18 protein-coding genes and 4 pseudogenes are annotated in these 26,085 nt (G+C 61.6%); 12 read left to right on the forward strand and 10 right to left on the reverse strand.

Annotated features, from left to right (window positions below; genetic code table 11):
* Positions 1-279 precede the first annotated feature (279 nt).
* The 4 genes from ACVJ5M_RS16250 (at position 280) to ACVJ5M_RS16265 (ending at position 3,848) form a co-directional block, all read left to right on the forward strand.
* Complete coding sequence (locus tag ACVJ5M_RS16250; RefSeq protein WP_028149699.1) at positions 280-1,254, forward strand: Bug family tripartite tricarboxylate transporter substrate binding protein; 975 nt, start codon at positions 280-282, stop codon at positions 1,252-1,254.
* Between the two features lie 163 nt (positions 1,255-1,417).
* Complete coding sequence (locus tag ACVJ5M_RS16255) at positions 1,418-1,960, forward strand: tripartite tricarboxylate transporter TctB family protein (RefSeq protein ID WP_354100608.1); 543 nt, start codon at positions 1,418-1,420, stop codon at positions 1,958-1,960.
* Between the two features lie 9 nt (positions 1,961-1,969).
* Positions 1,970-3,484 carry a tripartite tricarboxylate transporter permease gene (locus tag ACVJ5M_RS16260; protein ID WP_354100607.1) on the forward strand — a complete coding sequence of 505 codons (1,515 nt, stop codon included), beginning with the start codon at positions 1,970-1,972 and terminating at the stop codon, positions 3,482-3,484.
* 34 nt (positions 3,485-3,518) lie between these two features.
* A complete protein-coding gene (locus tag ACVJ5M_RS16265) occupies positions 3,519-3,848 on the forward strand; it encodes a hypothetical protein (RefSeq protein WP_456679353.1) in 330 nt (109 codons plus the stop codon).
* 97 nt (positions 3,849-3,945) lie between these two features.
* Here the strand turns inward: ACVJ5M_RS16265 and ACVJ5M_RS16270 are convergent.
* The 5 genes and pseudogenes from ACVJ5M_RS16270 to ACVJ5M_RS16290 form a co-directional block, all read right to left on the reverse strand.
* Positions 3,946-4,134 (reverse strand): annotated as a pseudogene (locus ACVJ5M_RS16270) (CoA transferase); the annotation flags it as partial.
* A gap of 186 nt (positions 4,135-4,320) precedes the next feature.
* Positions 4,321-5,322, reverse strand: a complete 1,002-nt coding sequence (locus tag ACVJ5M_RS16275) for a class I SAM-dependent methyltransferase (protein WP_166342849.1) — start codon at positions 5,320-5,322, stop codon at positions 4,321-4,323.
* Positions 5,319-6,290, reverse strand: coding sequence for a fatty acid desaturase (locus ACVJ5M_RS16280; RefSeq protein ID WP_354100605.1), 972 nt, complete (start codon positions 6,288-6,290; stop codon positions 5,319-5,321). The genes ACVJ5M_RS16275 and ACVJ5M_RS16280 overlap by 4 nt, the downstream gene beginning before the upstream one ends.
* A gap of 311 nt (positions 6,291-6,601) precedes the next feature.
* Complete coding sequence (locus ACVJ5M_RS16285; RefSeq protein WP_354100604.1) at positions 6,602-7,285, reverse strand: class I SAM-dependent methyltransferase; 684 nt, start codon at positions 7,283-7,285, stop codon at positions 6,602-6,604.
* 9 nt (positions 7,286-7,294) lie between these two features.
* Positions 7,295-8,218 (reverse strand): glycosyltransferase family 2 protein, encoded by a 924-nt coding sequence (locus ACVJ5M_RS16290; protein WP_456679354.1) that lies wholly within the window; start codon positions 8,216-8,218, stop codon positions 7,295-7,297.
* Between the two features lie 127 nt (positions 8,219-8,345).
* Between ACVJ5M_RS16290 and tnpA (ACVJ5M_RS16295) the strand changes: the two genes are divergently transcribed.
* The 3 genes from tnpA (ACVJ5M_RS16295) to tnpC (ACVJ5M_RS16305) all read left to right on the forward strand — a co-directional run bounded on the left by tnpA (ACVJ5M_RS16295) (position 8,346) and on the right by tnpC (ACVJ5M_RS16305) (position 10,750).
* A complete protein-coding gene (gene tnpA, locus ACVJ5M_RS16295; RefSeq protein ID WP_456679355.1) occupies positions 8,346-8,798 on the forward strand; it encodes an IS66-like element accessory protein TnpA in 453 nt (150 codons plus the stop codon).
* Positions 8,795-9,151: an IS66 family insertion sequence element accessory protein TnpB gene (gene tnpB / locus ACVJ5M_RS16300; RefSeq protein WP_007606730.1), complete on the forward strand. Its 357-nt coding sequence runs from the start codon at positions 8,795-8,797 to the stop codon at positions 9,149-9,151. The genes tnpA (ACVJ5M_RS16295) and tnpB overlap by 4 nt, the downstream gene beginning before the upstream one ends.
* Positions 9,152-9,220: 69 nt before the next feature.
* Positions 9,221-10,750: an IS66 family transposase gene (gene tnpC / locus ACVJ5M_RS16305; RefSeq protein ID WP_283018506.1), complete on the forward strand. Its 1,530-nt coding sequence runs from the start codon at positions 9,221-9,223 to the stop codon at positions 10,748-10,750.
* A 344-nt stretch (positions 10,751-11,094) separates the two neighbouring features.
* Here tnpC (ACVJ5M_RS16305) and ACVJ5M_RS16310 read toward each other — a convergent pair.
* Positions 11,095-11,252, reverse strand: a pseudogene (locus ACVJ5M_RS16310) (CoA transferase); the annotation flags it as partial.
* A gap of 84 nt (positions 11,253-11,336) precedes the next feature.
* Here ACVJ5M_RS16310 and tnpA (ACVJ5M_RS16315) point away from each other — a divergent pair.
* Entirely contained in the window at positions 11,337-11,645 is a 309-nt protein-coding gene (gene tnpA, locus ACVJ5M_RS16315) for an IS66-like element accessory protein TnpA (protein WP_354100509.1), read from the forward strand.
* Between the two features lie 4 nt (positions 11,646-11,649).
* Positions 11,650-12,945 (forward strand): annotated as a pseudogene (gene tnpC / locus ACVJ5M_RS16320) (IS66 family transposase); the annotation flags it as partial.
* A 770-nt stretch (positions 12,946-13,715) separates the two neighbouring features.
* Here the strand turns inward: tnpC (ACVJ5M_RS16320) and ACVJ5M_RS16325 are convergent.
* The 4 genes and pseudogenes from ACVJ5M_RS16325 to ACVJ5M_RS16340 form a co-directional block, all read right to left on the reverse strand.
* Positions 13,716-14,045, reverse strand: coding sequence for a hypothetical protein (locus ACVJ5M_RS16325; RefSeq protein ID WP_456679356.1), 330 nt, complete (start codon positions 14,043-14,045; stop codon positions 13,716-13,718).
* 1,023 nt (positions 14,046-15,068) lie between these two features.
* Positions 15,069-16,784, reverse strand: a pseudogene (locus tag ACVJ5M_RS16330) (chloride channel protein).
* A gap of 368 nt (positions 16,785-17,152) precedes the next feature.
* Positions 17,153-18,346 (reverse strand): CaiB/BaiF CoA transferase family protein, encoded by a 1,194-nt coding sequence (locus ACVJ5M_RS16335; protein ID WP_354100508.1) that lies wholly within the window; start codon positions 18,344-18,346, stop codon positions 17,153-17,155.
* A gap of 128 nt (positions 18,347-18,474) precedes the next feature.
* Positions 18,475-18,711, reverse strand: coding sequence for a hypothetical protein (locus ACVJ5M_RS16340; protein WP_456679357.1), 237 nt, complete (start codon positions 18,709-18,711; stop codon positions 18,475-18,477).
* 291 nt (positions 18,712-19,002) lie between these two features.
* On the opposite strand from ACVJ5M_RS16340, the gene ACVJ5M_RS16345 reads away from it, so the two are divergent.
* The 3 genes from ACVJ5M_RS16345 to asnB all read left to right on the forward strand — a co-directional run bounded on the left by ACVJ5M_RS16345 (position 19,003) and on the right by asnB (position 26,084).
* Positions 19,003-22,089, forward strand: a complete 3,087-nt coding sequence (locus tag ACVJ5M_RS16345; protein WP_354132221.1) for a M10 family metallopeptidase C-terminal domain-containing protein — start codon at positions 19,003-19,005, stop codon at positions 22,087-22,089.
* 599 nt (positions 22,090-22,688) lie between these two features.
* Positions 22,689-24,242 carry a lipopolysaccharide biosynthesis protein gene (locus ACVJ5M_RS16350; RefSeq protein ID WP_354100505.1) on the forward strand — a complete coding sequence of 518 codons (1,554 nt, stop codon included), beginning with the start codon at positions 22,689-22,691 and terminating at the stop codon, positions 24,240-24,242.
* 3 nt (positions 24,243-24,245) lie between these two features.
* Positions 24,246-26,084, forward strand: a complete 1,839-nt coding sequence (asnB, locus tag ACVJ5M_RS16355) for an asparagine synthase (glutamine-hydrolyzing) (RefSeq protein WP_354100504.1) — start codon at positions 24,246-24,248, stop codon at positions 26,082-26,084.
* Position 26,085: the final 1 nt, after the last annotated feature.

Raw genomic sequence — 26,085 nt, forward strand, 5'->3', positions numbered from 1 at the left:
CACATTATCTCTCACCGCCAAACAGTAGGTAATTCCCGAACGATCGTAGGGGCAACCCGAACTGCACGTTGATTTGGGGGCTCGCCTTCTATTCCAGTCCCGAGATTTCGGCGGTCGAGCTCGCAATCGATCTCATTCCAAAGTCATAAGCCCAGCGGCGCCGGGCTGGCTTGAACTGGCCGGCATTCGCCCGCACAATGCAATTCGCATTGCTTCGCGAATTGCCAATCCGAACAATAACATAGGCGAAAACTTGGGGAGACGCACGTGGGACATGGAATGAAGGCCGCGGTCGTGCTGGCCGCCGCGCTTTGTGGCGCGCCGGCTTTTGCCGGTTGGGAGCCGACCAAGCCCGTCGAGATCGTGGTGGCCGCAGGCGCGGGCGGCGCCTCCGACCAGATGGCGCGGATGATGCAGGCCGCCATTCAGAAGAACAATCTGATGAAGCAGCCGATCGTCGTCTCGCTCAAGGGCGGCGCCTCGGGCGCGGAAGCGCTGATGTACATGAAGTCGAGCGAAGGCGACCCGAACAAGGTGCTGATCGCCTATTCGCTGATCTACATGCTGCCGCTGTCGGCGAAGATCCCGTTCAACTGGCGCGAGCTGACGCCGGTCTCGGTGATCGCGCTCGACCAGTTCGTGCTGTGGGACAACAGCGCAGGTCCGAAGACGGTGAAGGAATTCGTCGCGGCCGCGAAGGCGGCGAGTTCGCCGTTCAAGATGGGCGGCACCGGCTCCAAGCGCGAGGATCACGTGTTGACCGTCTTCCTCGAGCAGAAGACCGGCGCGAAATTCTCCTATCTGCCCTATAAGTCCGGCGGCGAGGCCGCGACCCAGCTCGTCGGCAACCACACTGAATCCAACGTCAACAACCCGAGCGAAAATCTCGAAGTCTGGCGTGCTGGCCAGGTGCGCCCGCTCTGCGTGTTCGACAAGGAGCGCATTTCCTACACCAGCAAGGTGACGGACACGCAATCCTGGGCCGACATCCCGACCTGCAAGGAGGAGGGCGTCGACGTCCAGTATCTGATGCTGCGCGCGATGTTCCTGCCCGGCAAGGTCACGCCGGAGCAGCAGGCGTTCTATGTCGATCTGTTCCACAAGGTGACGCAGACCGCGGAATACAAGGACTACATGGAAAAGCAGGCGCTGAAGCCGATCTTCCTCACCGGCAAGGACATGGTGCAATTCCTCGAGGAGGACGACGCCACCAACAAGTCGCTGATGACGGAAGCCGGATTCGTCGCGAAGTAAGATGCTCTACTCCCTCGCCCCGTTCTTACGGGGAGAGGGTTGGGGTGAGGGGCTCTCTCCGCGAGTCCAATGCTCACCGTCCCCGCGGAGACTCCCCCTCACCCCATCCCCTCCCCTCAAGCGTGGCGAGGGAGAATTGACCGCACTCCGTCCCTGACAGCTCATGCCCCAAACCGATCTTGAAATCGTTGTCGACGATCCGACCGCGCCTGAAGACGACTCACCCTCCGTCGTCTCCTCCGGCACGATCGAGATATTCGTCTGCCTGCTGTTGCTCGCGTTGGCCGCAACGCTCGGCTATGACAATTGGCGTACCGGCGCCTCCTGGGATTCGACCGGGCCCGAGCCCGGCTATTTCCCGTTCTATCTCTCCGTCATCCTCGGTGGCGGCAGCCTCTATGGCCTGATTGCGGCCTTCGTGGCGCACCGCGCGGCATCCGAAAGCTTCGTCACGCGTGCGCAAGCGCGCCGTGTGATGGCGGTGTTCGTGCCGACGCTGCTGTTCTGCCTGGTGATGCAGTTCCTCGGCCTCTACGTCGCGAGCTTCCTCCTGATCGCGGGTTTCATGCGGCTTGTCGGCAAGATCGCGCTGTGGAAGTCGCTGCTCACTGCTCTCCTATTCACGGCGATCATGTTCGTCACCTTCGACATCGCCTTCGACGTCATCATGCCGAAAGGGCCGCTCGAAGCGGCCTTCGGCTACTAGGCGCTCACGATGGAAGCTTTCGGTCTCTTGCTTCATGGCTTCGCCGTCCTGCTGACGTGGAAGACGCTCGTGCTGATGATGGTCGGGCTGGTGCTCGGCATCTTCGTCGGCGTGCTGCCCGGGCTCGGCGGCCCCAATGGCGTTGCGATCCTGCTGCCACTCACCTTCACGATGGATCCGACCTCGGCGATCGTGATGCTGTCCTGCATCTACTGGGGTGCGCTGTTCGGCGGCGCCATCACCTCGATCCTGTTCAACATCCCCGGCGAGGCCTGGTCGGTCGCGACCACGTTCGACGGGTATCCGATGGCGCAGCAGGGCAGGGCGGCGGAGGCGCTGACCGCGGCGTTCACGTCCTCCTTCATCGGCTCGCTGGTCGCGGTGCTGCTGATCACCTTCCTCGCGCCGATGATCTCGTCCTTTGCGTTGAAGTTCGGTCCGCCCGAGTTCTTCGCTGTTTATCTACTAACCTTCTGCTCCTTCGTCGGATTGGGGCGCGAGGCCAAGCACAAGACGGTCATCTCGATGTCGCTCGGCCTTCTGCTCGCCGGCGTCGGCATGGACACGGTGTCGGGCAATCTGCGCATGACCTTCGGCTCGTCAGAGCTCTTGCGCGGCATCAACTTCCTCGTTGCCGTCATCGGCCTGTTCGGCATTAGCGAGATCCTGCTGACAATGGAGGAGCGGCTGGCGCTGCGTGGACACGCGGCAAGCATTTCGCTCCGCGTCGTGCTGAGCGTCTGGAAGGACCTGCCGAAATACTGGGTTACGCTGCTGCGTTCCTCCTTCATCGGCTGCTGGCTCGGCATCACCCCGGGCGGCGCGATCGCGGCCTCCTTCATGGGTTACAACCTCGCAAAACGCTTCGCCAAGGATCCCGAGAGCTTTGGCAAGGGCCGTATCGAGGGGGTGTTCGCGCCGGAGACGGCGGCGCATGCCTCCGGCACCTCGGCGCTGCTGCCGATGCTGGCGCTCGGCATTCCCGGTTCCGGCACCGCCGCGATCCTGCTCGGCGGGTTGATGGTGTGGGGACTCAATCCGGGCCCGCTGCTGTTCGTCGAGCACAAGGACTTCGTCTGGGGCCTGATCGCCTCGATGTATCTCGGCAATGTCGTCGGCCTCGTGCTGGTGCTGACGACGGTGCCGATTTTCGCCTCGATCCTGCGCGTGCCGTTCGCCGCGGTGGCGCCGATGATCGTGGTGTCCTGCGCGATCGGCGCCTATGCGATCCAGAACGCGATGTTCGACATCTGGCTGATGCTGGGCTTCGGCGTCGTCGGCTACGTTTTCAAGAAGATCGGCATCCCGCTCGCGCCGTTCACCCTGGCGCTCGTGCTTGGCAACCGCGCCGAGGATGCCTTCCGCCTGTCGATGATCGGGTCGGGCGGCAACCTCAAGGTGTTCTGGTCGAACGGCCTGGTCGGCTCGATCACAACCTTGGCGATCGTGCTGCTGTTTTGGCCTGTGATCGACCGCGTGCTGCGCTACGTCGGATGGCCGCGGCGGGCGAAGCCTACCGCTTGAGCCAAGCGGATTGGAAACTGGAACGCTGAACGTCGTGAACACCACGGTTCGGGATATGGGAGGCAGCGGCTTTACGATTGCAAGCGCGGCTGCGGGCTTGATCAAGGCGACGCTCAGCAACGTCAAGGTGATCAACGCGGCCAGCGGTATCGGCGTGGGTGCCGGCGCCGCCGTTCACCTCAGCAATTCGGTCGTGTCAAGCAACTCGGTTGCCGGCATTGCCATCTCGGGCGGCGGCATCAACATTGACGCCACGACGATCTCCTTCGACACGATCGGCGTCAAGCAAGTCGGCGGATCGGTCAACCTGTCCAACAACGACCTTTCTCCGCTATGTCGGCACGCGCTTCGACGGTTTGCGTAAGATCTAGATGGTTGCTTAAGCCGTCAATGCGCGGCCGACGGTGATCACCGCGGCGGCCCGGATCCGAAAGGCCGGCTGTCGCGACGCGGCCGTTCTTTTACACCACCTTGGCGTTCCGGAGCGTCGCGATCTCGTCTGCACTGAGGCCGAACTCTTTCAAGATCTCGTCGGTCTGCTCGCCGAATTCCGGCGGCCGCGCCACCATCTTGCTCGGCGTGCGCGACAGCGTGACGCGTTGGCCGACCAGTCGAATGTGGCGGTCCTCGTCGTTCGGCACGTCCTGAGCTCAGGTCTTTGCGTGGGGTAATGGCTGAGAGAGGTCGGAGAATTCTCGCCGAACGGATGATCTTGCACGCAGATCTCGCAGCTCTTCTAGGCAGCGTCGGGAGTCTTCTCAGCCATGGCATTCATATAGAGCCGGGATTCAGATTGCCGTCCGGCCCGCGCGCTGATTCCTATTGGAGCGACGTGATCACGCACCGCCAGAAATCCTGCTTGACCCCAACTTCGCCCTCGAAATCGGTGTTGCCGATGATGTCTCAGAAGTGGATGATTGGGCCGTGAGGATGCAATTCATCTGCGACGTCTTAGAGAAAGGCATCCTGACAAAATCGAACGCCGCAAAAAGCAGATGAAAAAAGGGAGTAAGGCTGTTCTGCAGCGATGGCCGTGCAGCTGACACCTCCGCGAGGCCAACGCGCTTTAATTCGTTAATGGCGCTTACGGTCCAGAATGGGGCGCCTTGCGTATACGAGCAATTCAAAACATGAAGGCCCGCGGATTCACAGTGACGAATGAAGCTAGGTTTGGTGAAGAGAACAAAATGTCGAGGCGTGTGATATCCTCCCCAGGAACGATATCTAAAAATACGAGCGTCTAGCGAGTCGTAGTTGGGCGTTTTAATCCAAATGAGACCACCAGGAGAAAGCAGGCTCTTTGCCTTTTTCAGTATCTGGATCGGATCTGGAACGTGCTCGATCAGGTTTAGCATCAAGATCAAGTCAAACGTTTTTTCAGTCTCGAAGCCTTCAATAGGCGTGAGGTGAAAGTTGTGACCTTTGGCGCGGGCGACATCGGCCGCTCCAGCATCAATGTCTACGACGGTTGTATCAGCAATTCTGGAATCAGCTCTCTTCAGCCCGTCGAGGAGCCAACCGATTCCGCCTCCAACGTCTAATGCAGACAGGCGTTCTCCATTGAGTTGTTTGGTGATTGCTTGGAAAGCCCTGTCGTCAAGACGCTTCTTGAAGCGTAGTGCCAAGGTATCGGCTGCATTGGCGTGAAACGAATAATAGTTGGATGGATAGATTTCATTCAGCCGATCCGACAGCATCGGGTAAATGAACAGAATATCGCAGCTGTCACAGCGGTAGAAATCGAAGAGCCTGCCGGATGTAAAATACTCAACGTCGTTGGCTTTCGCGAAATGACGCACAGAACCATCGGCACAAATCGGGCACGTTATTTTGGTCATGTGAACCTGAAGAGACTGAGGAACGTTTTCAAATATGTGGAGCGACGCTGCTCGATAACCGATGCTAACTCCGTCTTGAGGAGATATGCCTCCATTTCATGCAAGTTGGTATAGGAAACCTGCGGCTCCCAATGGTGCAGTAGGTGGCGATTGAATCCCGCGGCTCCGAATACCGAAGCGAATATGCCGGGTCCAAACACCCTCGTATAGGCGCCATGATCATGCTCATTGTAATCGACACATGGATCCGCAGAGGGGTCTCTATGTTCCAGCAGCTGGCGAAGAGCGCCGAAGAGGGGGAAAAACATCACGGTCCCCAGGACCCACGCGGCGCAAAAAAGTAGCTCGCTAGAAAAGAAGGAAATCGTGACGATTGCAATGTGCGCAAGGAGACCCATGGGCCTGACCCATGTGCCTCGATCGACCCTCTTGGCTTTAGCTTCGAGTTCGGTGCGCGACCGCAGCACTTCCATCACTCGGACGCCAAACAGAGCCTTGATCAGAAATGCCAGATTAAGCGAGGAGAAATAAGTCGATTCGCTGTCGTCGATTTTGCCGAGCGCGCGATGATGCTGAAAATGGGTGATGCGGTACTGCTGAACAGATGTGCCTATCATCCAAGCAACCAGAATGTTGCATAGAAAATCACTCTCTCCTCTATCAGGGGCGAAATTGAAGTGAGCGCCTTCATGAAGGAACAGTTGCAGGTAGGCGATCCAGAAGCCAATAGAGATTGCACCAGCAAACACAGTAATTAGCAGTCCATAGTCCATTTCCACGGGCACGGCGCGGACAAACGCAAAAGTAACAATCAGCGCAAAGTAGCCGAGCGCAATATCCAGATAGAGCCTCGTATAGTTGGGCGTCAGCGTCTTGATGAAGTCCGCGTATTTGAGACCTTCGTCATTTACGAGAAATGGCCTTAGTTCCTGAAACCTTCGCGAATAGTCATCATTACTATCGATCATTTGCCGTCACCCCGGAGATGGTTCGCCGCCTGAGCGTGCGCCGAGCGTCATTGGTTTTCGCCCCCGTCTGGCTCAAGTTGAAGTGGTCAGGTTAATATTTCCATTCCCGGTCCATCCTCCGATAGACGCGTTGAGCGAGAGCGGACAGCGAACGGCAGCCGGGCGCAACAAACCGATGGATTATTAGATTCCCCCAGCGGGGCGACAATCTAATTCGCAACCTCTAATCGAGCAACTCATGACCGACCCTTCGGCGCCGATACCAAGTTTGGCGGTCGCCCATCGGCGGTTGGATGTGTTGTTGAAATAGTTCAGGCGGTACCAAAGGCGGCGTATTGGGCGCCGAGCGGAATACGCCTCAAGGCGCCCTCGACGCGGCGTGCCGGCTCTGCCTCCCAAGGCAACAGTAGGAAATGATGTGCGCCGATCTTCTGCAAACCGCTAGCCGCCATCAATCTCCGTGCCTTGCGAGCGCTGAGCAACACGGCGTCGCGATCGAATTCGCAGCGCGCAACGGCAAGGCGGGTAAGCGGATTGAGGGGATTGTGCTCGATGATGCAGATAAGGCCCCCCGGGCGCGCCACGCGCCGCATCTCATTGATGAAGTTGGTCCATTGGGCAGGCGCGACGTGGTGCAGCACGCAAATCGCAGTCACGATATCGAAACTGTCGTCGTCGAAGGGAAAGCTCCTGCCGTCGAAGGCGTGGTACTCGCCGCCGGGATTGTCGGCGCGCGCCTGCTCGATACTCTCCGATGAAACATCGATGCCGGTCAGGCTGCCGACCATGCCGCGCAGCAACGGATGAAAGCTGCCGACGCCGCAACCGACGTCGAGCATCGCGGGTCTTGCCGATCCGAGACGCCGCGCGGTCAGGTCGCGCAGGAGGTCGGCTTTGGAGCGCATGAAGAAGCTGTGGGGCAGGCCCGAGAAGTCGATCGATGATTGGACGACGTCCCGGTAATTGCTGCGGTACTGGTCGAAGAGCTCGCTCATGTGGGCTCACTATTCGTGCATGGCGTGAGCTGCGGCGCTCGCCGGCGCAGCCTGGGCGCGATCGAAGCCCAACCGCTTCTGCACGACGTAGAGTGGACGGTGTTTCACCTCGGCATGAATGCGGCCGATGTAGAGCCCGACGATGCCCGTCATGAGCATGTTAAGTCCGCTTAGGAGCGATATGACGACCATGGTCGAGGACCAGCCGGCAACCAGGTGGCTGTCCTTGCTCATCCACAGCACAAGCACCCAGCCGCCGTAGAGGAGGGCCAGGCACGACACCACGAGCCCACACCAGATTGCCAGGCGTAAGGGCACATCGGAAAAGCCGAGCGCTGCAGCCAACGCAAGACGGGTCATCTTGAGCAGAGGATATTTTGTTTCGCCGGCCGCGCGCTCAAGGCGATGGAAGGTCACTTCAGTCTGCCGGAAGCCGAGCCAGGCGATCATGCCGCGCACGAAGCGGTCCCGCTCCGGCATCTGGCGCAGCGCGTCGAGCACCTTGCGATCGATCAGGCGGAAGTCACCGACGTCGGCCGGAATCCGAACCGAGGTCATGCGCCCGAGTATCCGGTAGAACAGATGGGCCGTCGAGCGCTTAAACCGGCTTTCGCCAGCGCGCGACAGGCGCCGCGCATAGACGACTTCGTAACCTTCTTCCCATTTGGCGATGAGTTGCTCCACGACCTCAGGCGGGTCCTGCAGATCGGCATCCATAACCACAATCGCTTGGCCCTGCGCCGCGTCCATGCCGGCGGTAATAGCGACTTGGTGGCCGAAATTGCGCGACAGGGCGATCAAGCGATAGCGCGGATCGCGTTTGACGAGTGCTTCCAGCACGATGGTGCCGGAATCGCTGCTGCCATCGTCGACGATAATGACCTCCGCCGGCCCGTTGAGCCGGGTCAGCAGCAGGTCGAGCCGGCGCAGCAATATCGGGAGAACGGCCTCCTCATTGAAGACCGGGACAATGATGCTGTAGCGTAAGCGCTGTTTCGGTCCCACCTTCCATTGAAGGCGTCGAGCGAGGAATGATCGATCTCTGATTGGAGATCGGCTTGTGTCTAAGCTTGAACATATGCTTGAGCCCAGGACCTCGGTTCGTCTGGTCGAGGTCATCACGGAGAGCGGCCGACGCCGGCAGTTCTCGGCCGACGACAAGGCGCGGTTCGTCGAGGAGACGCTGGCCCCGGGAGCCGTGGTATCGGAGGTCGCGCGGCGGCACGGATTGTCGCCGCAACAGCTGTTTACGTGGCGCCGGCAAATGCGACAGCCGGTTGCGATCCCTGTGGCTCCCGAGCCGCAGACGTTCGTGCCCGCTGTCGTTACCCCATCGTCCACGCCGCCGGAGCGCTCACCGCGGCAGTGCCGACGCCTCCGGAAGGCGCTCGAGGGCGCCGAGAACAGCAGCATCATCGAGCTCGAGATCAACGGCGTCGCGGTCCGGGTCGGCCGCGGCGCGGATGCCGCGACGATTGCGGCCGTGATCCATGCGCTGAAGACCTGCACGTGATCGGTCCGACGGGCGCGGTGCGGGTGATGGTGGCGACCAGGCCGGTCGACTTCCGCAAGGGTGCCGAAGGGCTCGCGGCCCTGGTGCGTGAGAGCATCCAGGCCGATCCGTTCTCCGGCGCCGTGTATGTGTTCCGCGCCAAGCGCGCCGACCGGGTAAAGCTGATCTATTGGGACGGCACGGGTGTGTGCCTGTTCGCCAAGCGGCTTGAGACCGGTTCGTTCTGCTGGCCCAACGTGCAGGACGGCGTCATTCGCCTGACCGCGGCGCAGCTGTCAGCCTTGCTCGAAGGACTAGACTGGAAGCGCGTCCACGCCGCGCGCGAGACACCGTCGCCGATCCAAGCGAGTTGAACTGCGGCACAGTGAATCAGTATGCATGTCGCGCTCGCGGGATGCCGCGACGCATGGTGTAATCGCATCATGGCGACGACGGCCGACACGCTTCCGGACGATCCCGGCACGCTCAAGGCGATGCTGCTGGCCGAACGGGCGCGCGCCGCGCGGCTCGAGCAGATCATCAAGGAGTTGCAGCGTCATCGCTTCGGCCGCCGGGCCGAGACGCTGCCGGAGGACCAGTTGCTGCTCGGCCTGGAGGAGGTCGAGCAGGTCGAGGCGAGCAGTGATGCGGCGACCGATGCAGCCAATGCTGCCGAGCGATCGAGCCGAGCCGCACGGCGCCGCAGGAACAGAGGAGCGTTGCCGGCGCATCTGCCGCGGGTCGAGATGCTGGTCGACCTCGACGATCACGCCTGCCCGTGCTGTCAGCAGGCGCTGCACCGGATCGGCGAGGATGTGAGCGAACGACTGGATATCGTCCCGGCCCAGTTCCGGGTCCTAGTCGTAAGGCGGCCGAAGTATGCCTGCCGGGCCTGCGAGACCATGGTACAGGCACCGGCGCCAGCGCGGCTGATCGAGGGCGGGCTACCGACCGAAGCCACCGTGGCGCAGGTACTCGTCGCCAAATATGCCGACCATCTGCCGCTGTATCGGCAGGCTCAAATTTACGCCCGCCAGGGCCTCGAGCTGGATCGCTCGACCCTGGCCGATTGGGTCGGGCGGGCAGCCTTCCTGTTGCGGCCGGTGCATGAGCGACTGCTCGCGAGGCTGAAGCAGTCGCCAAAACTATTTGCCGACGAGACCACCGCCCCGGTGCTCGATCCCGGACGCGGCCGCACCAAGACCGGCCAGCTCTGGGCCTATGCCCGCGACGACCGGCCCTGGGGCGGCACGGACCCGCCCGCCGTCGCCTATGTCTACGCTCCCGATCGCAAGGCCGAACGGCCGATCGTCCACCTCGCGGGTTTTGCCGGCATCCTCCAGGTCGACGGCTATGCCGGCTATCGGGTCCTGGCCGAGCGCGGTGACGTAGAACTGGCGTTCTGCTGGTCCCATGTGCGCCGGCGCTTCTACGAACTCGCCGCGGCCGGTCCCGCACCGATCGCCAGCGAGGCACTCGAACGTATCGCCGGGCTCTACGTCATCGAAGCCGAGATCCGCGGCCGCACCGCCGACGAGCGTCGCGCCGTCCGCCAAGAGAAGAGCCGGCCGATCGCCGACGAGTTCGAACCCTGGCTGCGCGCCAAGCTTGGTCTGATTAGCCAGAAGACCAAACTCGCGGAGGCCGTCCGATATGCGCTGTCGCGTTGGGACGGGCTGACGCGCTTCATTGCCGACGGCCGCGTCGAGATCGATTCCAACGTCGTCGAGCGCGCTATCCGCCCAATCGCGCTCAACCGCAAGAACGCCCTGTTCGCTGGCTCGGACGGCGGCGGCGAACACTGGGCCGTCATCGCCTCACTGATCGAAACCTGCAAGCTCATCGGCGTCGAACCCCACGCCTATCTCGCCGACGTCATCACCCGCATCGTCAACGACCACCCGAACAGCCAGATCGACGAACTGCTACCCTGGGCCTATCTCGCTACCCAAGAACGCTGGCGCGTGGCCTGAGAACATCGCTTACGCTGTAGCTAACCGTCCGGGAATCGATCGCCATTGGGGTTCATTCCGCTTTGATGGGATGAAATCTAGAGCACCTGTGGTTAAAGCAGCCTTGCATGAACAACTAGGAACAGCCCGAACGGAGGCTCTTTTTTCGTGAAAACCGGGATGGAGGGGCAATCAGGCTTATCCGGTCGGGCCTGGCGGCCCCGAACGGACAGCCAACCAACGTTTTACCCAATGCGAGACTGCCCCTGTCGTGAGTGGACTCAGACGACGTCCGCCTCCCTTAGTCTTTCGAGGCCCTGCGCGATCTGATCGAAGCCCGGCCGCTTGTGATAGGGGCCGTCCTAGCCGAAGCCGGAGATGCTGCCTTAAACGATGCCCGGATTGATCGTATGTCGAGCTTCTTCTAGACGTCGGGCCGGAGATTCTCGACCACCACGTCCGCCTTGGCCGCGAGGCGCTTGAACACGGTGAGCCCGCGTTCGTCCTTCAGGTTCAGCGTCATCACCGTAAGCGCTGTTCAGCGGCCACCTACCGGATGACGTGGTGATCTGCGAGTCTGTGGTTTGTTCGGACCGTTAGGCTTAGAATGGACACAGTGCATAGTGCTATCGCGGAGCCGGTGCGGCGGCTTGAGGTCTTCACCGGAGCCGGTCGTCGGCGGAAGTGGAGCGACGACGACAAGGCGCGGATCGTCGCCGAGATCGTGGCGAGTGGCGACTCGGTGTGTTCCGTGGCCCGACGGCATGGATTGTCGCCGCAGCAGTTGTTTGGTTGGCGCCGCCAGTTGCGAGAAGCAGCAGGCGGTCATTCCGAAGCGGACAAAGTCCAGTTTGTGCCAGCGGTGGTGGAGGCCGTGGTACCGGCGCCGGCAAGCGCAGGACGTGAGCGCACCTGAAGGCCGTGAGGCGCGGGCTCGCAAGCGCCGCGGCAACCGTGGTGCCTTGCCGACGCACCTGCCGCGGATCGAGGTCGTCGTCGACATCGAGGACAAGACCTGTCCCTGTTGCCAGGGCGAGTTGCACCGGATCGGCGAGGATCGGAGCGAGCGGCTGGACCTGGTCCCGGCGCAGTTCCGGATCCTCGTGACCCGGCGTCCCAAATACGCCTGCCGGGCTTGCGAGGACGGCATCATGCAGGCGCCGGCCCCGGCCCGGCTGATCGAGGGCGGATTACCGACCGAGGCCACCGTCGCCCAGGTCCTGGTCTCCAAATATGCCGATCACCTGCCGCTCTACCGGCAGGCCCAGATTTACGCCCGCCAGAGCATTGAGCTCGATCGTTCGACGTTGGCGGACTGGGTGGGACAAGCTGCCTTCCACCTGCGTCCGTTGCATGAGCGCCTCCTTGGCAAGCTCAGGCAACGGCCAAAGCTGTTTGCCGATGAAACGACGATGCCGGTGCTCGATCCCGGCCGCGGGCGCACCAAGACCGGTCAGCTCTGGGCCTATGCGGCGGACGACCGGCCATGGGGCGGCGCCGATCCGCCGGGCGTCGCCTATGTCTATGCGCCCGATCGCAAAGCCGACCGACCGATCGCCCATCTTGCAGGCTTCAAGGGGATCCTGCAGGTCGATGGCTATGCCGGCTATGGCAAGCTCGCCGAGCGTGGCGAGGTTCAGCTTGCATTCTGCTGGTCGCATATGCGGCGTAACTTCTACGAACTTGCCACACCCGGTCCCGCGCCCATCGCAAGCGAAGCGCTTCAGCACATCGCCGAGTTCTACGCGATCGAGAAGGACATCCGTGGCCGCAGCGCCGAGGAGCGCCGCCTCGTCCGGCAGCAGAAGGGTCGGCCGCTGGCGGAAGCCTTCGAACGGTGGCTCCGCGCAAAGCTCGCTTTAATCAGCCAAAAGGGCAAGCTAGCCGACGCCATCCGCTATGCGCTCTCACGCTGGGAAGGCCTGACGCGCTTCATCGAAGATGGCCGTATCGAGCTCGACAACAACGCGGTCGAGCGATCAATCCGCCCGATCACGCTCAACCGGAAGAATGCGCTGTTCGCAGGCTCCGACGGCGGCGCCGAGCACTGGGCCATCATCGCTTCCCTGATCGAAACCTGTAAGCTGAACGATGTCGATCCGCTTGCCTATCTGACCGATGCCCTCACCAGGATCGTCAACGGCCATCCAAACAGCAACATCGATGAGCTGCTTCCGTGGGCCTATTGCCGTCACGACCTCAAAGCCGTGGCCTGAGAACGACGCTTACTCATCACCCGCTTGTTGCGATGCAGATTCTGGGAGTCCTGGTCAAACGGTTTGGTCGGCTCGACCATGAGCTGGCAGTCTGCCGCTCTTCTGGGCGAGGCGGATCGAGGCAGCGGCTTGGGAGGCAAGAACGGCGGCGAGCCCGCCATAGACGATCAGATCGATCTTCCGCCAGAAGGCTTCCACTCCACCGACCAGCGTTCAAAGCCCCTGATTCCAGTCACTAACTAGCGACCGCACGCGCCAGCGATCACACGAAGATTTTGAACCTTTCTCGGGGCCAAGGCACTACCCTGATAATCTTGAGGGTACGGTTCTACGACTATCGTTCATATCGTCGGCTGGGTTTTATTGGCAGCGGTGCTGGTGGCTACGCTGAGCATAAAGAAAAGGCCGTTGTGTTGAGCGCAGTTGCTTGATGCCTTACCAGGGAAGGTTAGCGATCGCGTAGGCAACAATCGCGAGTAGCGCAATCCAACCGAACGACACGCACCAAGACCTAACCGCACGATGCGTGCTAAGGCCCCGCGTAGCACGGCTCACAGCGATAAAATCATCCATACCAGTTGAAGATCGACAGCACGACAAAGCTGAACAGATAAGTTCGTTCCGCCCAATCCATAAGCGTCCCCTGCTTATGCAACCTGTGGTATTCCATATCGCGCTTAATTGCATGCTAAAAGAAAGCAACATTGACCTAAACGCACTTTTGACGGCGTCGCATTCGAGCACGATGTGATCGAGTGATGAGCGGATAATCAGGGCCACATCGTTGGTGGGTCGAGGGCCTTGCGGCCCCACGCTTTCAACGCGTCGGTTGCGAGCTGTCCGTGTGCTGCGGCATCCAGCAGCTTCGAGGCAACGTACGCTCTGGCGCCCGTCTCGCTTACAGGAATATTTTCGCAAACTTCCTCGAGCACCGCCCTGTGCAGCGCAGTTATTTCAGCATCAAACACGCCGAACTCCCGAAATTGAGAGGATACTGAACGCTGCACAAGCGGAATATATTCGCTCGGCAGCATTCGCCGCGTATTCCGGTCTGGGCTCTGAAATCCCAGCGCCTGCCAAACTGGCACCTTGTCTGTCAAGTAATGTGACAGCCTTCTCGGCCGCGTCAAAGGGGAGTTTGCCGGGCGTGCAAAGAAGGCTCCCCAGCGCGAACGGGCGGGTCCTCTATACTCATGTAGACCCGGGGTAATTGCGTCACCGTCTCCGCCGATCAATCTTACTGTGGCCCAGGAAGAACAAACCCGCCAGCATGCCAATAGTGGCCGGTATGACAAGGCTGAGACAGTCCATGACGCACCGCCTCTCAGCAAAGGAATCGCCCGTTCAATAAAACTGACGGGCCTTCGGCGGGGTTCCGCGTCAGCGATAAAAACTCGCCAGCCGGAGTTGGCGTGGCGCAGACGTACGACCGGACTTCAACTGGAACGCCAGGCCTATCGGTGGCATGGGCTATTGGTAACCGGGGGCGGTGTGACGGAACGAGGACGGCGTCGGCCGTTCGAGGATCCAGGATCGGTGATCGCGTACTGGTGACGCTGCTCGACGCCGGCGAGTACATCGCCACGCTGCCGAAGAAAGAGCACTCCGCGCCGGAATGGCAAGCCGCGAAGCAGCACTGATCCTGGTGGCGGAAGGCGGCAGCCCGACAATGTTTGCCCGTATCGGAATCATGCGAGCATTGAACCGCTAAAAACCGAAATGAACAGTGGCGGCCTTACCGTTGGCGCCTGCGCTCAGCTCTAACATCGAAATAGGTGATCACCGCGAACGTGGCGCCAACAGCCAAAATGGCCACAACGCCGACAATTAGCAACAGGGGATCCATAGCCAGGTCAGTATTTCTGCAGCGTCCGGTATGCGCAACTCACGAATGATTAGCGCATGCAACAAGCTCTCGCTTTAATTGCTTTTGGAACGGCTCTTGCTCTTGCTAAGACGAGCCTTTGGCAGGGAACACGGCTCGCTTGTGTCTGCTACACAGCGTTTTATGGCTCCTTCTTCCTCGCCGGATAGCTATCCAAGATACGAACTAGCAAAGAGAGTTGTATGACCTCGTCGGCGAGGCGCATCCGCTGTCTAAAGCCGCGCTTCGTTAAGGGCGGTCACCTTTTCTGACGGGCTGCGGCGCCAAGGCCGATGAAGGCCGAGCGCTGCTTCTCGACGGACCTTGCGGTGGCTCGAATGCGCAGGATATCCTTGCGGGCAACCAGGCCGACGAGATGCCCGGTCGCGCGTTCGACGATCGGCACGCGCCCGACGTCGGCCAGAACCATCCGATCCGCAAGATGTGACACCGGTTCGTGCGCGCCAGCGCAAGACGTCCGCGCGGCCCACGAGACCCGAGACCTGACCGCCTGCATCGATCAGCGGGTTGGACTTGTGACGCCGCTCGTCCCCGGAGAAGAACGACATCGCTTCGCCGACCGTCATCGTTGTGGGCAGCGTATCGACGTCCGTCACCATCACTTCGTTGACGCGCAGCAGTTCGAACGGATCGATATCGTATTCGCGCACCACATGCTGGCCGCGCCGCGCGATCTTCTCCGTGAGGATCGAGCGCTTGAGCAGCAGCACGGTGAGCGCATAGGAGGCGCTCGTGGCAATCAGAAGCGATCCGAGCAGCGGAAAGTCGCCGGTCAGTTCGACGGCGAACAGGATACCGGTCAACGGCGAGCGCATGGTGCCGCCCATCATCGCGGCCATGCCGACGAGCGCCCATGCCCCATGCGGCCCCGGCAGCAATTGTCCTTCGAGCCAGCCGACGCAGCCGCCGAAAATGAGAAGCGGCGCGAGGACGCCCCCGGATGTGCCCGACGCGAGAGCGACGATCCAGATCGCGGATTTTACCAGCAGGATCAGCAACGCGACTGATACCACAACGTTGTCGTTGAGCAGGTCGCCGATGATGTCGTAGCCGACACCGAGCGCCCGCGGTTCGATCAAGCCGCCGGCGCCGACGAACAGTCCGCCGATCGCCGGCCACCACATCCAGTGGATCGGCAGGTGACTGAAAAAATCTCGGCCTTGTACAGCAGCGTGGTCAGCAATCCCGATTGCAATCCCGCGACCACGCCGACGCCGACGCAGGCAAGCGGCCCCCACCAAGGCAGATCGAGCTGGCCGGCGAACGGAAACAGTGCGCCGCTGCCGATCAGCCAGGGCCGCAGCGACGACGAGACCACGCAGGCGGCGATCACGGGGATCAGGCTGCGTGGCTTCAGCTCGAGCAGGAGAAGCTCGACGGCGAGCATGACGGCCGCGATCGGTGTTCCGAAGATGGCCGTCATGCCTGCCGCGGCACCGGCCACCAGCAACGCCTTGCGTTCGGCCGCGCTGAGGTGGAAGCATTGCGCGAAGAGAGAGCCGACCGCACCGCCGGTCATGATGATCGGACCCTCTGCGCCGAATGGCCCGCCGGTGCCGATCGATATCGCCGACGATAGCGGCTTGAGGACGGCGACTTTCGGTTGCAAACGGCTGCCGCCGATCAGAATTGCCTCGATCGCCTCGGGAATACCGTGGCCGCGAATTTTTTCGGAACCGAAGCGCGCCATCAGGCCGATGACGAGGCCGCCAAAGGCCGGGGCCGCAACCATCCAGGCGTCGGGTTTCAGATTGGCTGTCGGGAGGGTCTGCGTGCTCAGCGTGTGCAGCCACACGGCATTTGTGACGAGCGCGATGGCGCGCAGCAACAGCCATGCCGTACCGGCGCCACCCGCGCCGACAAAGACCGCCATGGCGACCAGCACGAGAACGCGCCGGTCTGTCGTGAAGTCACCGAGGCGCGGCAGGGAATTGGCGGGGATGGGGCGGGGCATCTCAGTCCGATCGGGATAACGCGATTGTGAGGATGATGAAGTGGCGTCAATCACATTGGCCGGCGCCGGAAATATATCGTAGAGCGATATAAATCAACGGATCATTGCTGACGGGAAGGCCGATTCGCAGATCAGGCGAGAAGGCAACCTAGCGGGGCAGCTCGAGAATTTGGGTGATGCGGGCAAGGACCGGCACCGTTTCAGATGCGCGCCCGAGCAGGCCGCCGGGCCACGACGATGACGCGCGGTTATGCTCCCTGGAGCATGATAATCTTCGGTGCGAAATCGCCGTGGCAGATCGCTTCGGGCGGGCCCGCGAAACGATCCCCGAGCCGCGCGCAGGCCTAGCGCGTTAGCGCTGCACGACGTCAAACGACCTTCACTCGCCTCAGTTCGGCGATTTCGTCAGGGGCGAAGCCGAACTCCTTCAGCACCTCGTCGGTCTGCTCGCCGAATCCCGGCGGCCGCGCCACCATCTTGCTCGGCGTGCGCGACAGCGTCACGGGCTGGCCGACTAGTTTGATGTGGCGGTCCTCGTCGTTCGGGACGTCCTGCGCGATGCCGAGATGTTTGACCTGCGCGTCCTCGAACATCTGGTCGATGGCATAGATCGGCCCACACGGCACCCCGGCGTCGTTGAGCTCCCTGACCCAGGTTTCGGTCGACTTGGTCACGGTGCGCTTCTCGATCTCGGCGTTGAGCGCGTCGCGGTTCTTGGATCGGGCCGGCGCGGTCGCATAAGCGGGGTCGGTGATCAGCTCCGGCGCGCCGACCGCTTGGGCGCAGCGTTCCCAGATCCGCCCGCCGGTCGTGGCGATGTTGATGTAGCCGTCGGAGGTCTTGAACACGCCGGTCGGAATGCTGGTCGGGTGGTTGTTGCCGGCCTGCTTGGCGACCTCCTTCTCCATCAGCCAGCGCGCGGCCTGGAAGTCGAGCATGAAGATCTGCGCCTGCAACAGCGAGGTCTGCACCCACTGACCCTGGCCCGAGACCTCGCGTTCCAGAAGCGCGGTGAGGATGCCGGTCGCACAGAATAGGCCCGCGGTGAGGTCGGCCACGGGAATGCCCACCCGCATCGGCCCGCCGCCCGGTGCGCCGGTGATCGACATCAGTCCGCCCATGCCTTGGGCGATCTGATCGAAGCCGGGGCGCTTGTGGTAGGGCCCGTCCTGGCCGAAGCCTGAGATGCTGCCATAGACGATGCGCGGGTTGATCACGCGCAGGCTCTCATAGTCGATGCCGAGTTTCTTCTTCACGTCGGGGCGGAAATTCTCGACCACGACGTCGGCCTTGGCGGCGAGGCGCTTGAACACGGCGAGCCCGCGCTCGTCCTTCAAGTTTAGCGTCATCGCCCGCTTGTTGCGGTGCAAATTCTGGAAGTCGGAACCCCGCCGAGGCCCGCCTGGCTGCTCGCCGCCGGAGTCCTCGGTCAGCGCGTCAATCTTGACGACATTGGCGCCCCAATCCGCAAGCTGCCGCACGCAGGTCGGCCCGGACCGGACACGGGTCAGATCGAGCACGGTGAAGCGCGACAGGGCTTCCGAGGCTTGCGGAAAGGGCATTTAAGGGCTCCGGGGCAGATTAGGGAGCCACCATAGTGCCGAAACATCATGCGGCAAGTCTGCGCTGGCGCGGATGCCGCCTGTCAAAATGCAGTGCTTGGTGCGGTTTGCTGCGCTGCATGAAGGGATCAGCGCGACAGGCGCTTCAGCCCGTCGCGTGCCTGCTCGGCCAGCGGGTCATCGCCGTGGCGCGCAATGAAGAGCTCGAACGCCTCCCGGGTTCCCTTCTGACGCGCGGTCTCGTACTCTTGGGTGACCGTCGCCGCGGGGTCGCGGGCCATAGGCATGGAGGGGGCGCGTCCCGCCTTACCGCTTTCATTGCCTTCGTCCTTGCCGCCGTCGTCTGCATTGGCTTTCCCGATCATGGCAGGCTGTTCTCCGATGGGCAGACGATCCGGCCCGGCGAACACCGCCAGGACCCCGATGAGACCGACTGAAAATGGGCCTGGTTTCATGATTTCCTTTACAGATCATACCCGCAGGCGGGACCTGAATCGTTGCCCTTGACCCGTACCGCTACTTGATTTGATGGCTAATACTGCCTTATGAAAGGGGGCCGGAGGCCGCTGCCGAATTTTAACCAAACGTATAACTCTCAAGCTAGAATCATGCGCCTTCGTCCGCGAATCGCGTGATCCGTTGCTCCGGAGAGTCCATTGGCCAATTCTGTCACCGTTGGTGCCACCAACAACGCTGATATTGACGGCTTGCTGTCGGGCTACAAGTGGACCGGCACGATCACCTACAGCTTTCCCGACTCGGCCAGCGACTACTCCAATCCCTATTACGGCGGCAACAGTGAGCCGACATCGTCTGGCTTCGCCTCGGCGCCAAGCGCGATGAAGGCGGCGATCAACTACGCGATCGGGCTGATCCTCGGCTACACCAACGCCAGCATCCAGTACGTGGGGACCGACGGCGCGAACATCATGATCGCGCAGTCGTCGAAGCCCGCAACCTCCTACGCCTACTACCCCGGCGACTATGCGGCCGGCGGCGACGTCTGGTTTGGGACCCAATACGATTACTCGCTGGCCAAGCTCGGCAACTATTATTTCACGACCGCGATGCACGAACTGGGCCACGCTCTCGGTCTCAAGCACAGCCAGGAGACCGGCGGTCCCGCCAATGTCGCGGTGCCGAGTGCGCATGACGACAGCGAATATACCATCATGAGCTATCGCAGCTATGTCGGCGCCTCGACGACCGCCGGCTCCAGCAACGAGGCTTACGGATATCCGCAGACCTATATGGCCAACGATATCCTCGCGCTCCAGACGATGTACGGCGCGAACTACGCGACCCAGGGTGGGAACACCGTCTACTCCTGGAATCCCACCACGGGTCAGGAGTTCATCAACGGTGTCGGACAACTCGCGCCGGGCGGCGGCACCGGCAACTCGGCCAACCGCATCTACGAGACGATCTGGGACGGCGGCGGCATCGATACCTACGATCTGTCCAACTACACGACGAATCTGAGCATCAATCTCAATCCCGGCGCGACGTCGCTGTTCTCAACCGTGCAACGGGCCAATCTCGGCGACAACCAAAATCTCGGCTACGACCATTACGCCTCAGGCAACGTCTACAACGCCTATCTCTACAACAACGACGCGCGCTCCTACATCGACAACGCCACCGGCGGCTCCGGTAACGACACGATCAGAGGCAACGCCATCGCCAACGTGCTGAACGGCGGCGCGGGAAACGATACGATAATCGGCGGCGGCGGGAATGATACTATCATCGGCGGTGCCGGAACCGATACGGTCGTATATTCAGGCGACGAAGCCAACTACGTCGTACTCTACAATTCTGCAACACAAACCTTTACCATTACCGATCAGCGCTCCGTTTCACCGGACGGCATCGATACGGTGACGGGTGTAGAGAGTTTCCAGTTTGCTGATTTCACGGTTACGGCCACTTCGCTCGCGAACCCGCCGATCTCCATCGAGACTCTCGGTGTGACCAGCCTGATTGAAAGCGGTAGCAATTTCTACATGAACCCGGTTGCGGGCGGGACGGGTCCCGAGCTCAAATTTTATGGCTCTCCGGTGGAGCAGGGCCAATTCAGCACCTGGACTCCGATCGGAGCTGAGCAAATTCCCACTGGTTTTGAGATCGTGTGGCAAATCCCAGGCACGAACCAATTCACCATCTGGTCAACGGACAGTAACGGGAACTTCGTAAGCAACACCGGTACATTAGCAGGCAACAGCACTTCTCTGGAGCAAGCCGAGGCCATTTTTCACCAAGATCTGAACGGTGACGGGGCGATTAGCATCCCGGTCACTACGATCGAAACGTTCGGTGCGACCAGCCTGATTGAAATCGGCGGCAATTTTTACACGAACTCGGTTGCGGGCGGGACGGGGCCCGAGCTCAAGTTTTATGGCTCCCCAGTGGTGCAGGGCCAATTCAGCAGCTGGACTCCGATCGGAGCAGAGCAAATTTCCGCCGGCTTTGAGATCGCGTGGCAAACCCCAGGCACGAACCAATTCACCATCTGGACAACAGACAGTAACGGCAACTTCGTAAGCAACACCGGCGCGATAGGTGGCAACAGCACCGCTCTGGAGCAAGCCGAGACCATTTTTCACCAGGATCTGAACGGCGACGGGACGATTGGCATCCCGGTCACTACGATCGAAACGTTCGGCGTGACCAGCCTGATTGAAAGCGGTCGCAATTTCTACATGAACCCGGTTGCGGGCGGGACGGGTCCCGAGCTCAAATTTTATGGCTCTCCGGTGGAGCAGGGCCAGTTCAGCGGCTGGACTCCGGTCGGAGCAGAGCAAATTCCCACTGGTTTTGAGATCGCGTGGCAAACCCCAGGCACGAACCAATTCACCATCTGGACAACAGACAGTAACGGCAACTTCGTAAGCAACACCGGCGCGATAGGTGGCAACAGCACCGCTCTGGAGCAAGCCGAGACCATTTTTCACCAGGATCTGACCGGCGACGGGACGATTGGCATCCCGGTCACTACGATCGAAACGTTCGGCGTGACCAGCCTGATTGAAAGCGGAAGCAATTTCTACATGAACCCGGTTGCGGGCGGGACGGGTCCCGAGCTCAGATTTTATGGCTCTCCGGTGGAGCAGGGCCAGTTCAGCGGCTGGACTCCGGTCGGAGCAGAGCAAATTCCCACTGGTTTTGAGATCGCGTGGCAAACCCCAGGTACGAACCAATTCACCATCTGGACAACAGACAGTAACGGCAACTTCGTAAGCAACACCGGCGCGATAGGTGGCAACAGCACCGCTCTGGAGCAAGCTGAGACCATTTTTCACCAGGATATGAACGGCGACGGGACGATTGGCATCCCGGTCACTACGATCGAAACGTTCGGTGTGACCAGCCTGATTGAAAGCGGTAGCAATTTCTACATGAACCCGGTTGCGGGCGGGACGGGTCCCGAGCTCAAATTTTATGGCTCTCCGGTGGAGCAGGGCCAGTTCAGCGGCTGGACTCCGGTCGGAGCAGAGCAAATTCCCACTGGTTTTGAGATCGCGTGGCAAACCCCAGGTACGAACCAATTCACCATCTGGACAACAGACAGTAACGGCAACTTCGTAAGCAACACCGGCGCGATAGGTGGCAACAGCACCGCTCTTGAGCAAGCTGAGACCACTTTTCACCAGGATCTGAACGGCGACGGGACGACCGGCATCGCGGAGATGGCCCCTCAAATACCGGCCCATAATCCGATGGATTATTTCATCATAAGCTAAAGTGTTGAAAGGTTAGCGGTCAGCTCTCACATCACGATCATCTAAATGGCGGTCGCAATTAGAGAAATTTGGAGCGCCGTTACCGGGCAATCGTAATCAAATCGAGAGCCATCGGTGGTGTGCACCCTGCCAGAGCTCGATGTCCACATGGTCGGCCGCTCATACAAGGCTCGCGAAAGTGGCTAGGGGGCAGTTTTCGGAATCTGGAGTGTCGGGCCGCTCGCAGAAGTACGCGTGCGCGGCAGCGTCACCGATGGCTGACTAGGCAGATCTGGCGACTCCAGTAGAAGAGGTGCCCACCACGAACGGAGCGCCTTTCGTCTCTTGGTGCCCCGCTCGACGCCGAGGAACCGGGAATCGGACGAGCTCTGAACGGCCTGCCCGCGACCGAGTCGCTCATCCCCGATCTGCTCAGGATCTGTCTAGGCAGGTCGTGGGGGGCGAGCTGAGATTGGCAGTCGAATCGGCCCGGAGCGGCGGCGGCCTCCTCCGCCTATCGACATTCGGCGTGCTGGCTGCTAGCCGGTTTCGGGCGTACCTGGGGGAACCCTGAGCGGCGAGGTGCAAAGGCGTGACGTGGTGAGGGCGGGGTGGCTGGCATGGCGTTGAAAAAGAGGTCACCCGATCTTCTGGGGAACTCGGCGTGGAATGCGATGGCCTTCCTTGTGGCCGTAGTGCTGAACCTGGCCATCCTGCCTTTCGTGATCGCTCGTCTCGGTCTCGCTGCATTCGGTGTCGCGGGTCTAGTGACCGCATGCATTGCGCCTGCGCTGGTGTTCAGCAACGCGCTCGGACTGTCGACGGCACGCGAGCTTGCGCTGCGACTGGAGCCGCCCGATCGCGAAGACGCGCGACGGCTGTTCGCGACGGCGATCATGCTCGCGGTTGGCGCGGGCGCACCGATCACCATTTTCTTTTGGGTAGCCGGAGCTCCGCTGGCGCGTCTCGGCTTTCATCTGGCAGGTCCAGCGGCCGACGATCTTGGACTGGCTTTCACACTGGCCAGTGCCGGTTGGCTATGCCAATGCGTATCAGCGGCCTTCGTTTCGTTGTTCACCGCGCGGCAGGACTACCGACGGATCGCCTCGATCGGCATCGTCAGCACGGTGGTCTCGACCCTGTCGATGCTGCTGCTGATCCCCGCCGCGCCACACGCATCGACGTTCCTTGGCTGCCAGACGCTGGGGTTTGCGGCCAGCCTGCTGATGGCCCTGGCCTGGTCCGGCGGCGCAATGCGTCAGTGGCTGGCACGGCCAGCGTTGCATCGGGACGCATTCGGCAGGCTGATTCGGCTGGGCGGCTGGCAGATAGTCGCACAGGGGGGCGCGCTCTTTGCCGGGCAGGCCGATCGATATCTGCTTGGCGCGCTCCTGCAACCTCAATTCGTCGGTTTCTATGGCGTGGCGCAGCGCCTCCAGGAGGCAACCTATATCGGCATCCTCAAGGTCGGTGAGATCCTGTTTCCGTTCTTCAGCACGCTGCAAAAGGAGAGCGAGGATCGCAAGGTCGACCTGCTGTTCCGATCGTCGTGGATCTTGAACGTCCTTGCCGCAAGCGCCCTGGGTGCATTGATCCCCGTGGCCGGTCCGCTGCTGCATGTCTGGACCGGTGCCGAGGTCGCGGCCGAGGCTGCGCGGGTGCTCGTCGTAATGTCGATTGCCGGCATCCTCGGATCGAGCGCGAACGTGTTCGGCTTCTATCTGCTGGCGCAGGGACGGTCGCGCTCCAATGCGCTCATCGCGTTGATCACGGGCGTCGTCACCGTCGTCACCAGTGCGATCGTCTTGCCAAGCTTCGGATGGCAGGCTGCAGGCTGGAGCGCCTGCGCCGGCATGATCGCGCAGATGGCGACCATCGTCATGCTGTTGCGCCGTAGTTTTGACCTCCCCGGCATTTGGCCGCGCGTCATCCATTGTGTGTTGATGCCGCTCGGCATCGGGATCGCGACGGCCCTGTCGCTGCGCTACGGTCTCGACCGCGCACCATTCCAGCTTGCCCCGTCCTGGTGGTCCGTGGGAGGCGCCTCGTCGCTGACGGCTGCGATCATCTTCGTCGTCGAAGTTGCCGCGTCGCAGCTGGGACCCTATCGAAGCGCCTGCTGGCAAGACTTGCGGGCAATTCTCAGTCGCTTCGTACCCCTGAAGGCCATCTAGGACATGTGCGGAATCGCCGGAATCGTCAATTTGCGCGGCAATGCGGTCGAGCCGTCCGACATCTCGCGACTGACCCGCCTGATCGCGCATCGTGGTCCGTTTGGCGAAGGAACCTGGTTCGGCCCGGACCGGACTCTCGCATTCGGCCACCGTCGCCTTGCGATCATCGATCCCGGCGAGGGCGGCTATCAGCCGATGCTGTCTGCGGACGGCCGTTACGTCATTGTTTTCAACGGCGAGATCTACAATTTTCTCGAGCTGCGCCGCGAGCTCGAAGCGCAGGGCGCGGTGTTCCGTAGCGAATCCGATACCGAAGTGATCCTGGCCGCCTGGGAAGCCTGGCGGGAAGACATGCTGCCGCGCTTCAACGGCATGTGGGCCCTGGCGATCTTCGATACGAGCACGCGCGAATTGTTCCTCGCGCGCGATCGCTTCGGCATCAAGCCGCTGCTTTATGCCATGTCGCTGGAGCGATTTGTCTTCGCCTCCGAGCAGCGGGCGCTGGTGCGGAGCGGACTGATCGATCCCTCGGTCGATCTGGAGGTGGCGCGCCGGCTGTTGCTCGACGCTTTCGGGATCGAGGGAAGCGAGCGGACCTTGTTTCGGCAGGTTCGCCGTCTGCAGGCCGGCCATTCCATGTGGCTGCGCCAGGGCAAGGTCAGCGTCCGGCGCTGGTGGCGGACCATCGATCATTTGCCGTCGGTGCCGACTACGGAATCCGAGCGCGTGGCCGGCTTCCGCGAGCTGTTCCAGGATGCCGTGGCCCTGCGGATGCGCAGCGATGTGCCGATCGGGACGTGCTTGTCCGGAGGCTTCGATTCATCGGCGGTGATCTGCACCATGGCGTCGCACGAGCAGGCCGGGATGGGGCCGCGCGACAGTACCGCGTGGCGCCACGCCTTCGTCGCGACGTTCCCGGGTGCATCGAATGACGAGCGGCCGATGGCCGAGGAAGCTGCAGCCTGGGCCAAGGTCGAGCCCACGTTTCTTGAAATTGGGCAGGCCGATGCGCTGACGGATCTCGACCGGATTCTTGACGATCTCGACGACGTCTATATCAGCCTGCCCAGCGCGGTATGGCTGATCTATCGGCAATTGAGGCAAAACGACGTGACGGTGTCGCTCGACGGCCACGGAGCGGACGAGTTGATGGGCGCCTATTTGCAGGAAGGACAGACGTTTGCGTTTCGGATCCGGAACGCGGCAGAAGACCTGGCGTCGCGATCGCCGCTGGCGCGTCGCGGCGTGGACTTCCTGCGCATGTTGGCCCTGAAGCGTCAGGGCGTCTATTTTCTGCGTGGTGGCCTGCACGATCTTCCGGCTCCGCTTCCGCTGGTCGCAGAGGAGGATGTGCTGCCGCGTGAATGGGGCGGGCTGAACCGGCGCCTCTACCGCATGTTTCACAGCACGGTGCTCCCCACCATCCTGCGCAACTTCGATCGACTCTCGATGGCCCACGGCGTCGAGGTCCGCATGCCCTTCATGGATTGGCGCCTGGTGACCTACACGATGGCGCTTCCCGAAAGCAGCAAGTCGGCGGATGGCTACACCAAGGCTGTCGCCCGGCGCGCGATGGCGAACCTGATGCCGGAGTCGATCCGCACGGCGCGCCGCAAGGTCGGCTTCAACTCGCCGATGCCCGAATGGCTGAACGGAGCTTTGGCCGGCTGGACGGCAGACCTGCTCGCTCGCGAGGTGCCGGCGTTTGCCGAACTGGTCGATGAAACGGCCTTGCGCCGGGCGGTCAGCCGCTTGACGGCGTCGAAGACGTGGGACTGGGAGGCGGTCGGACGGATCTGGCCGTATCTGAACATGAAATGGATGTTGGCAAGGTACGCGTAAG

The sequence above is a fragment of the Bradyrhizobium sp. S3.7.6 genome, from assembly GCF_054061875.1.

What these genes read in the sequence shown, in the direction of transcription:
- ACVJ5M_RS16335 (WP_354100508.1), bottom strand. Translation starts at nt 18,346, where the DNA reads ATGCCCTTTCCGCAAGCCTCGGAAGCCCTGTCGCGCTTCACCGTGCTC.
- tnpC (WP_283018506.1), top strand. Translation starts at nt 9,221, where the DNA reads ATGGCGACGACGGCCGACACGCTTCCGGACGATCCCGGCACGCTCAAG.
- ACVJ5M_RS16280 (WP_354100605.1), bottom strand. Translation starts at nt 6,290, where the DNA reads ATGATCGATAGTAATGATGACTATTCGCGAAGGTTTCAGGAACTAAGG.
- ACVJ5M_RS16350 (WP_354100505.1), top strand. Translation starts at nt 22,689, where the DNA reads ATGGCGTTGAAAAAGAGGTCACCCGATCTTCTGGGGAACTCGGCGTGG.
- ACVJ5M_RS16255 (WP_354100608.1), top strand. Translation starts at nt 1,418, where the DNA reads ATGCCCCAAACCGATCTTGAAATCGTTGTCGACGATCCGACCGCGCCT.
- ACVJ5M_RS16260 (WP_354100607.1), top strand. Translation starts at nt 1,970, where the DNA reads ATGGAAGCTTTCGGTCTCTTGCTTCATGGCTTCGCCGTCCTGCTGACG.
- ACVJ5M_RS16340 (WP_456679357.1), bottom strand. Translation starts at nt 18,711, where the DNA reads ATGATCGGGAAAGCCAATGCAGACGACGGCGGCAAGGACGAAGGCAAT.
- tnpA (WP_354100509.1), top strand. Translation starts at nt 11,337, where the DNA reads ATGGACACAGTGCATAGTGCTATCGCGGAGCCGGTGCGGCGGCTTGAG.
- ACVJ5M_RS16250 (WP_028149699.1), top strand. Translation starts at nt 280, where the DNA reads ATGAAGGCCGCGGTCGTGCTGGCCGCCGCGCTTTGTGGCGCGCCGGCT.
- ACVJ5M_RS16285 (WP_354100604.1), bottom strand. Translation starts at nt 7,285, where the DNA reads ATGAGCGAGCTCTTCGACCAGTACCGCAGCAATTACCGGGACGTCGTC.
- asnB (WP_354100504.1), top strand. Translation starts at nt 24,246, where the DNA reads ATGTGCGGAATCGCCGGAATCGTCAATTTGCGCGGCAATGCGGTCGAG.
- ACVJ5M_RS16275 (WP_166342849.1), bottom strand. Translation starts at nt 5,322, where the DNA reads ATGACCAAAATAACGTGCCCGATTTGTGCCGATGGTTCTGTGCGTCAT.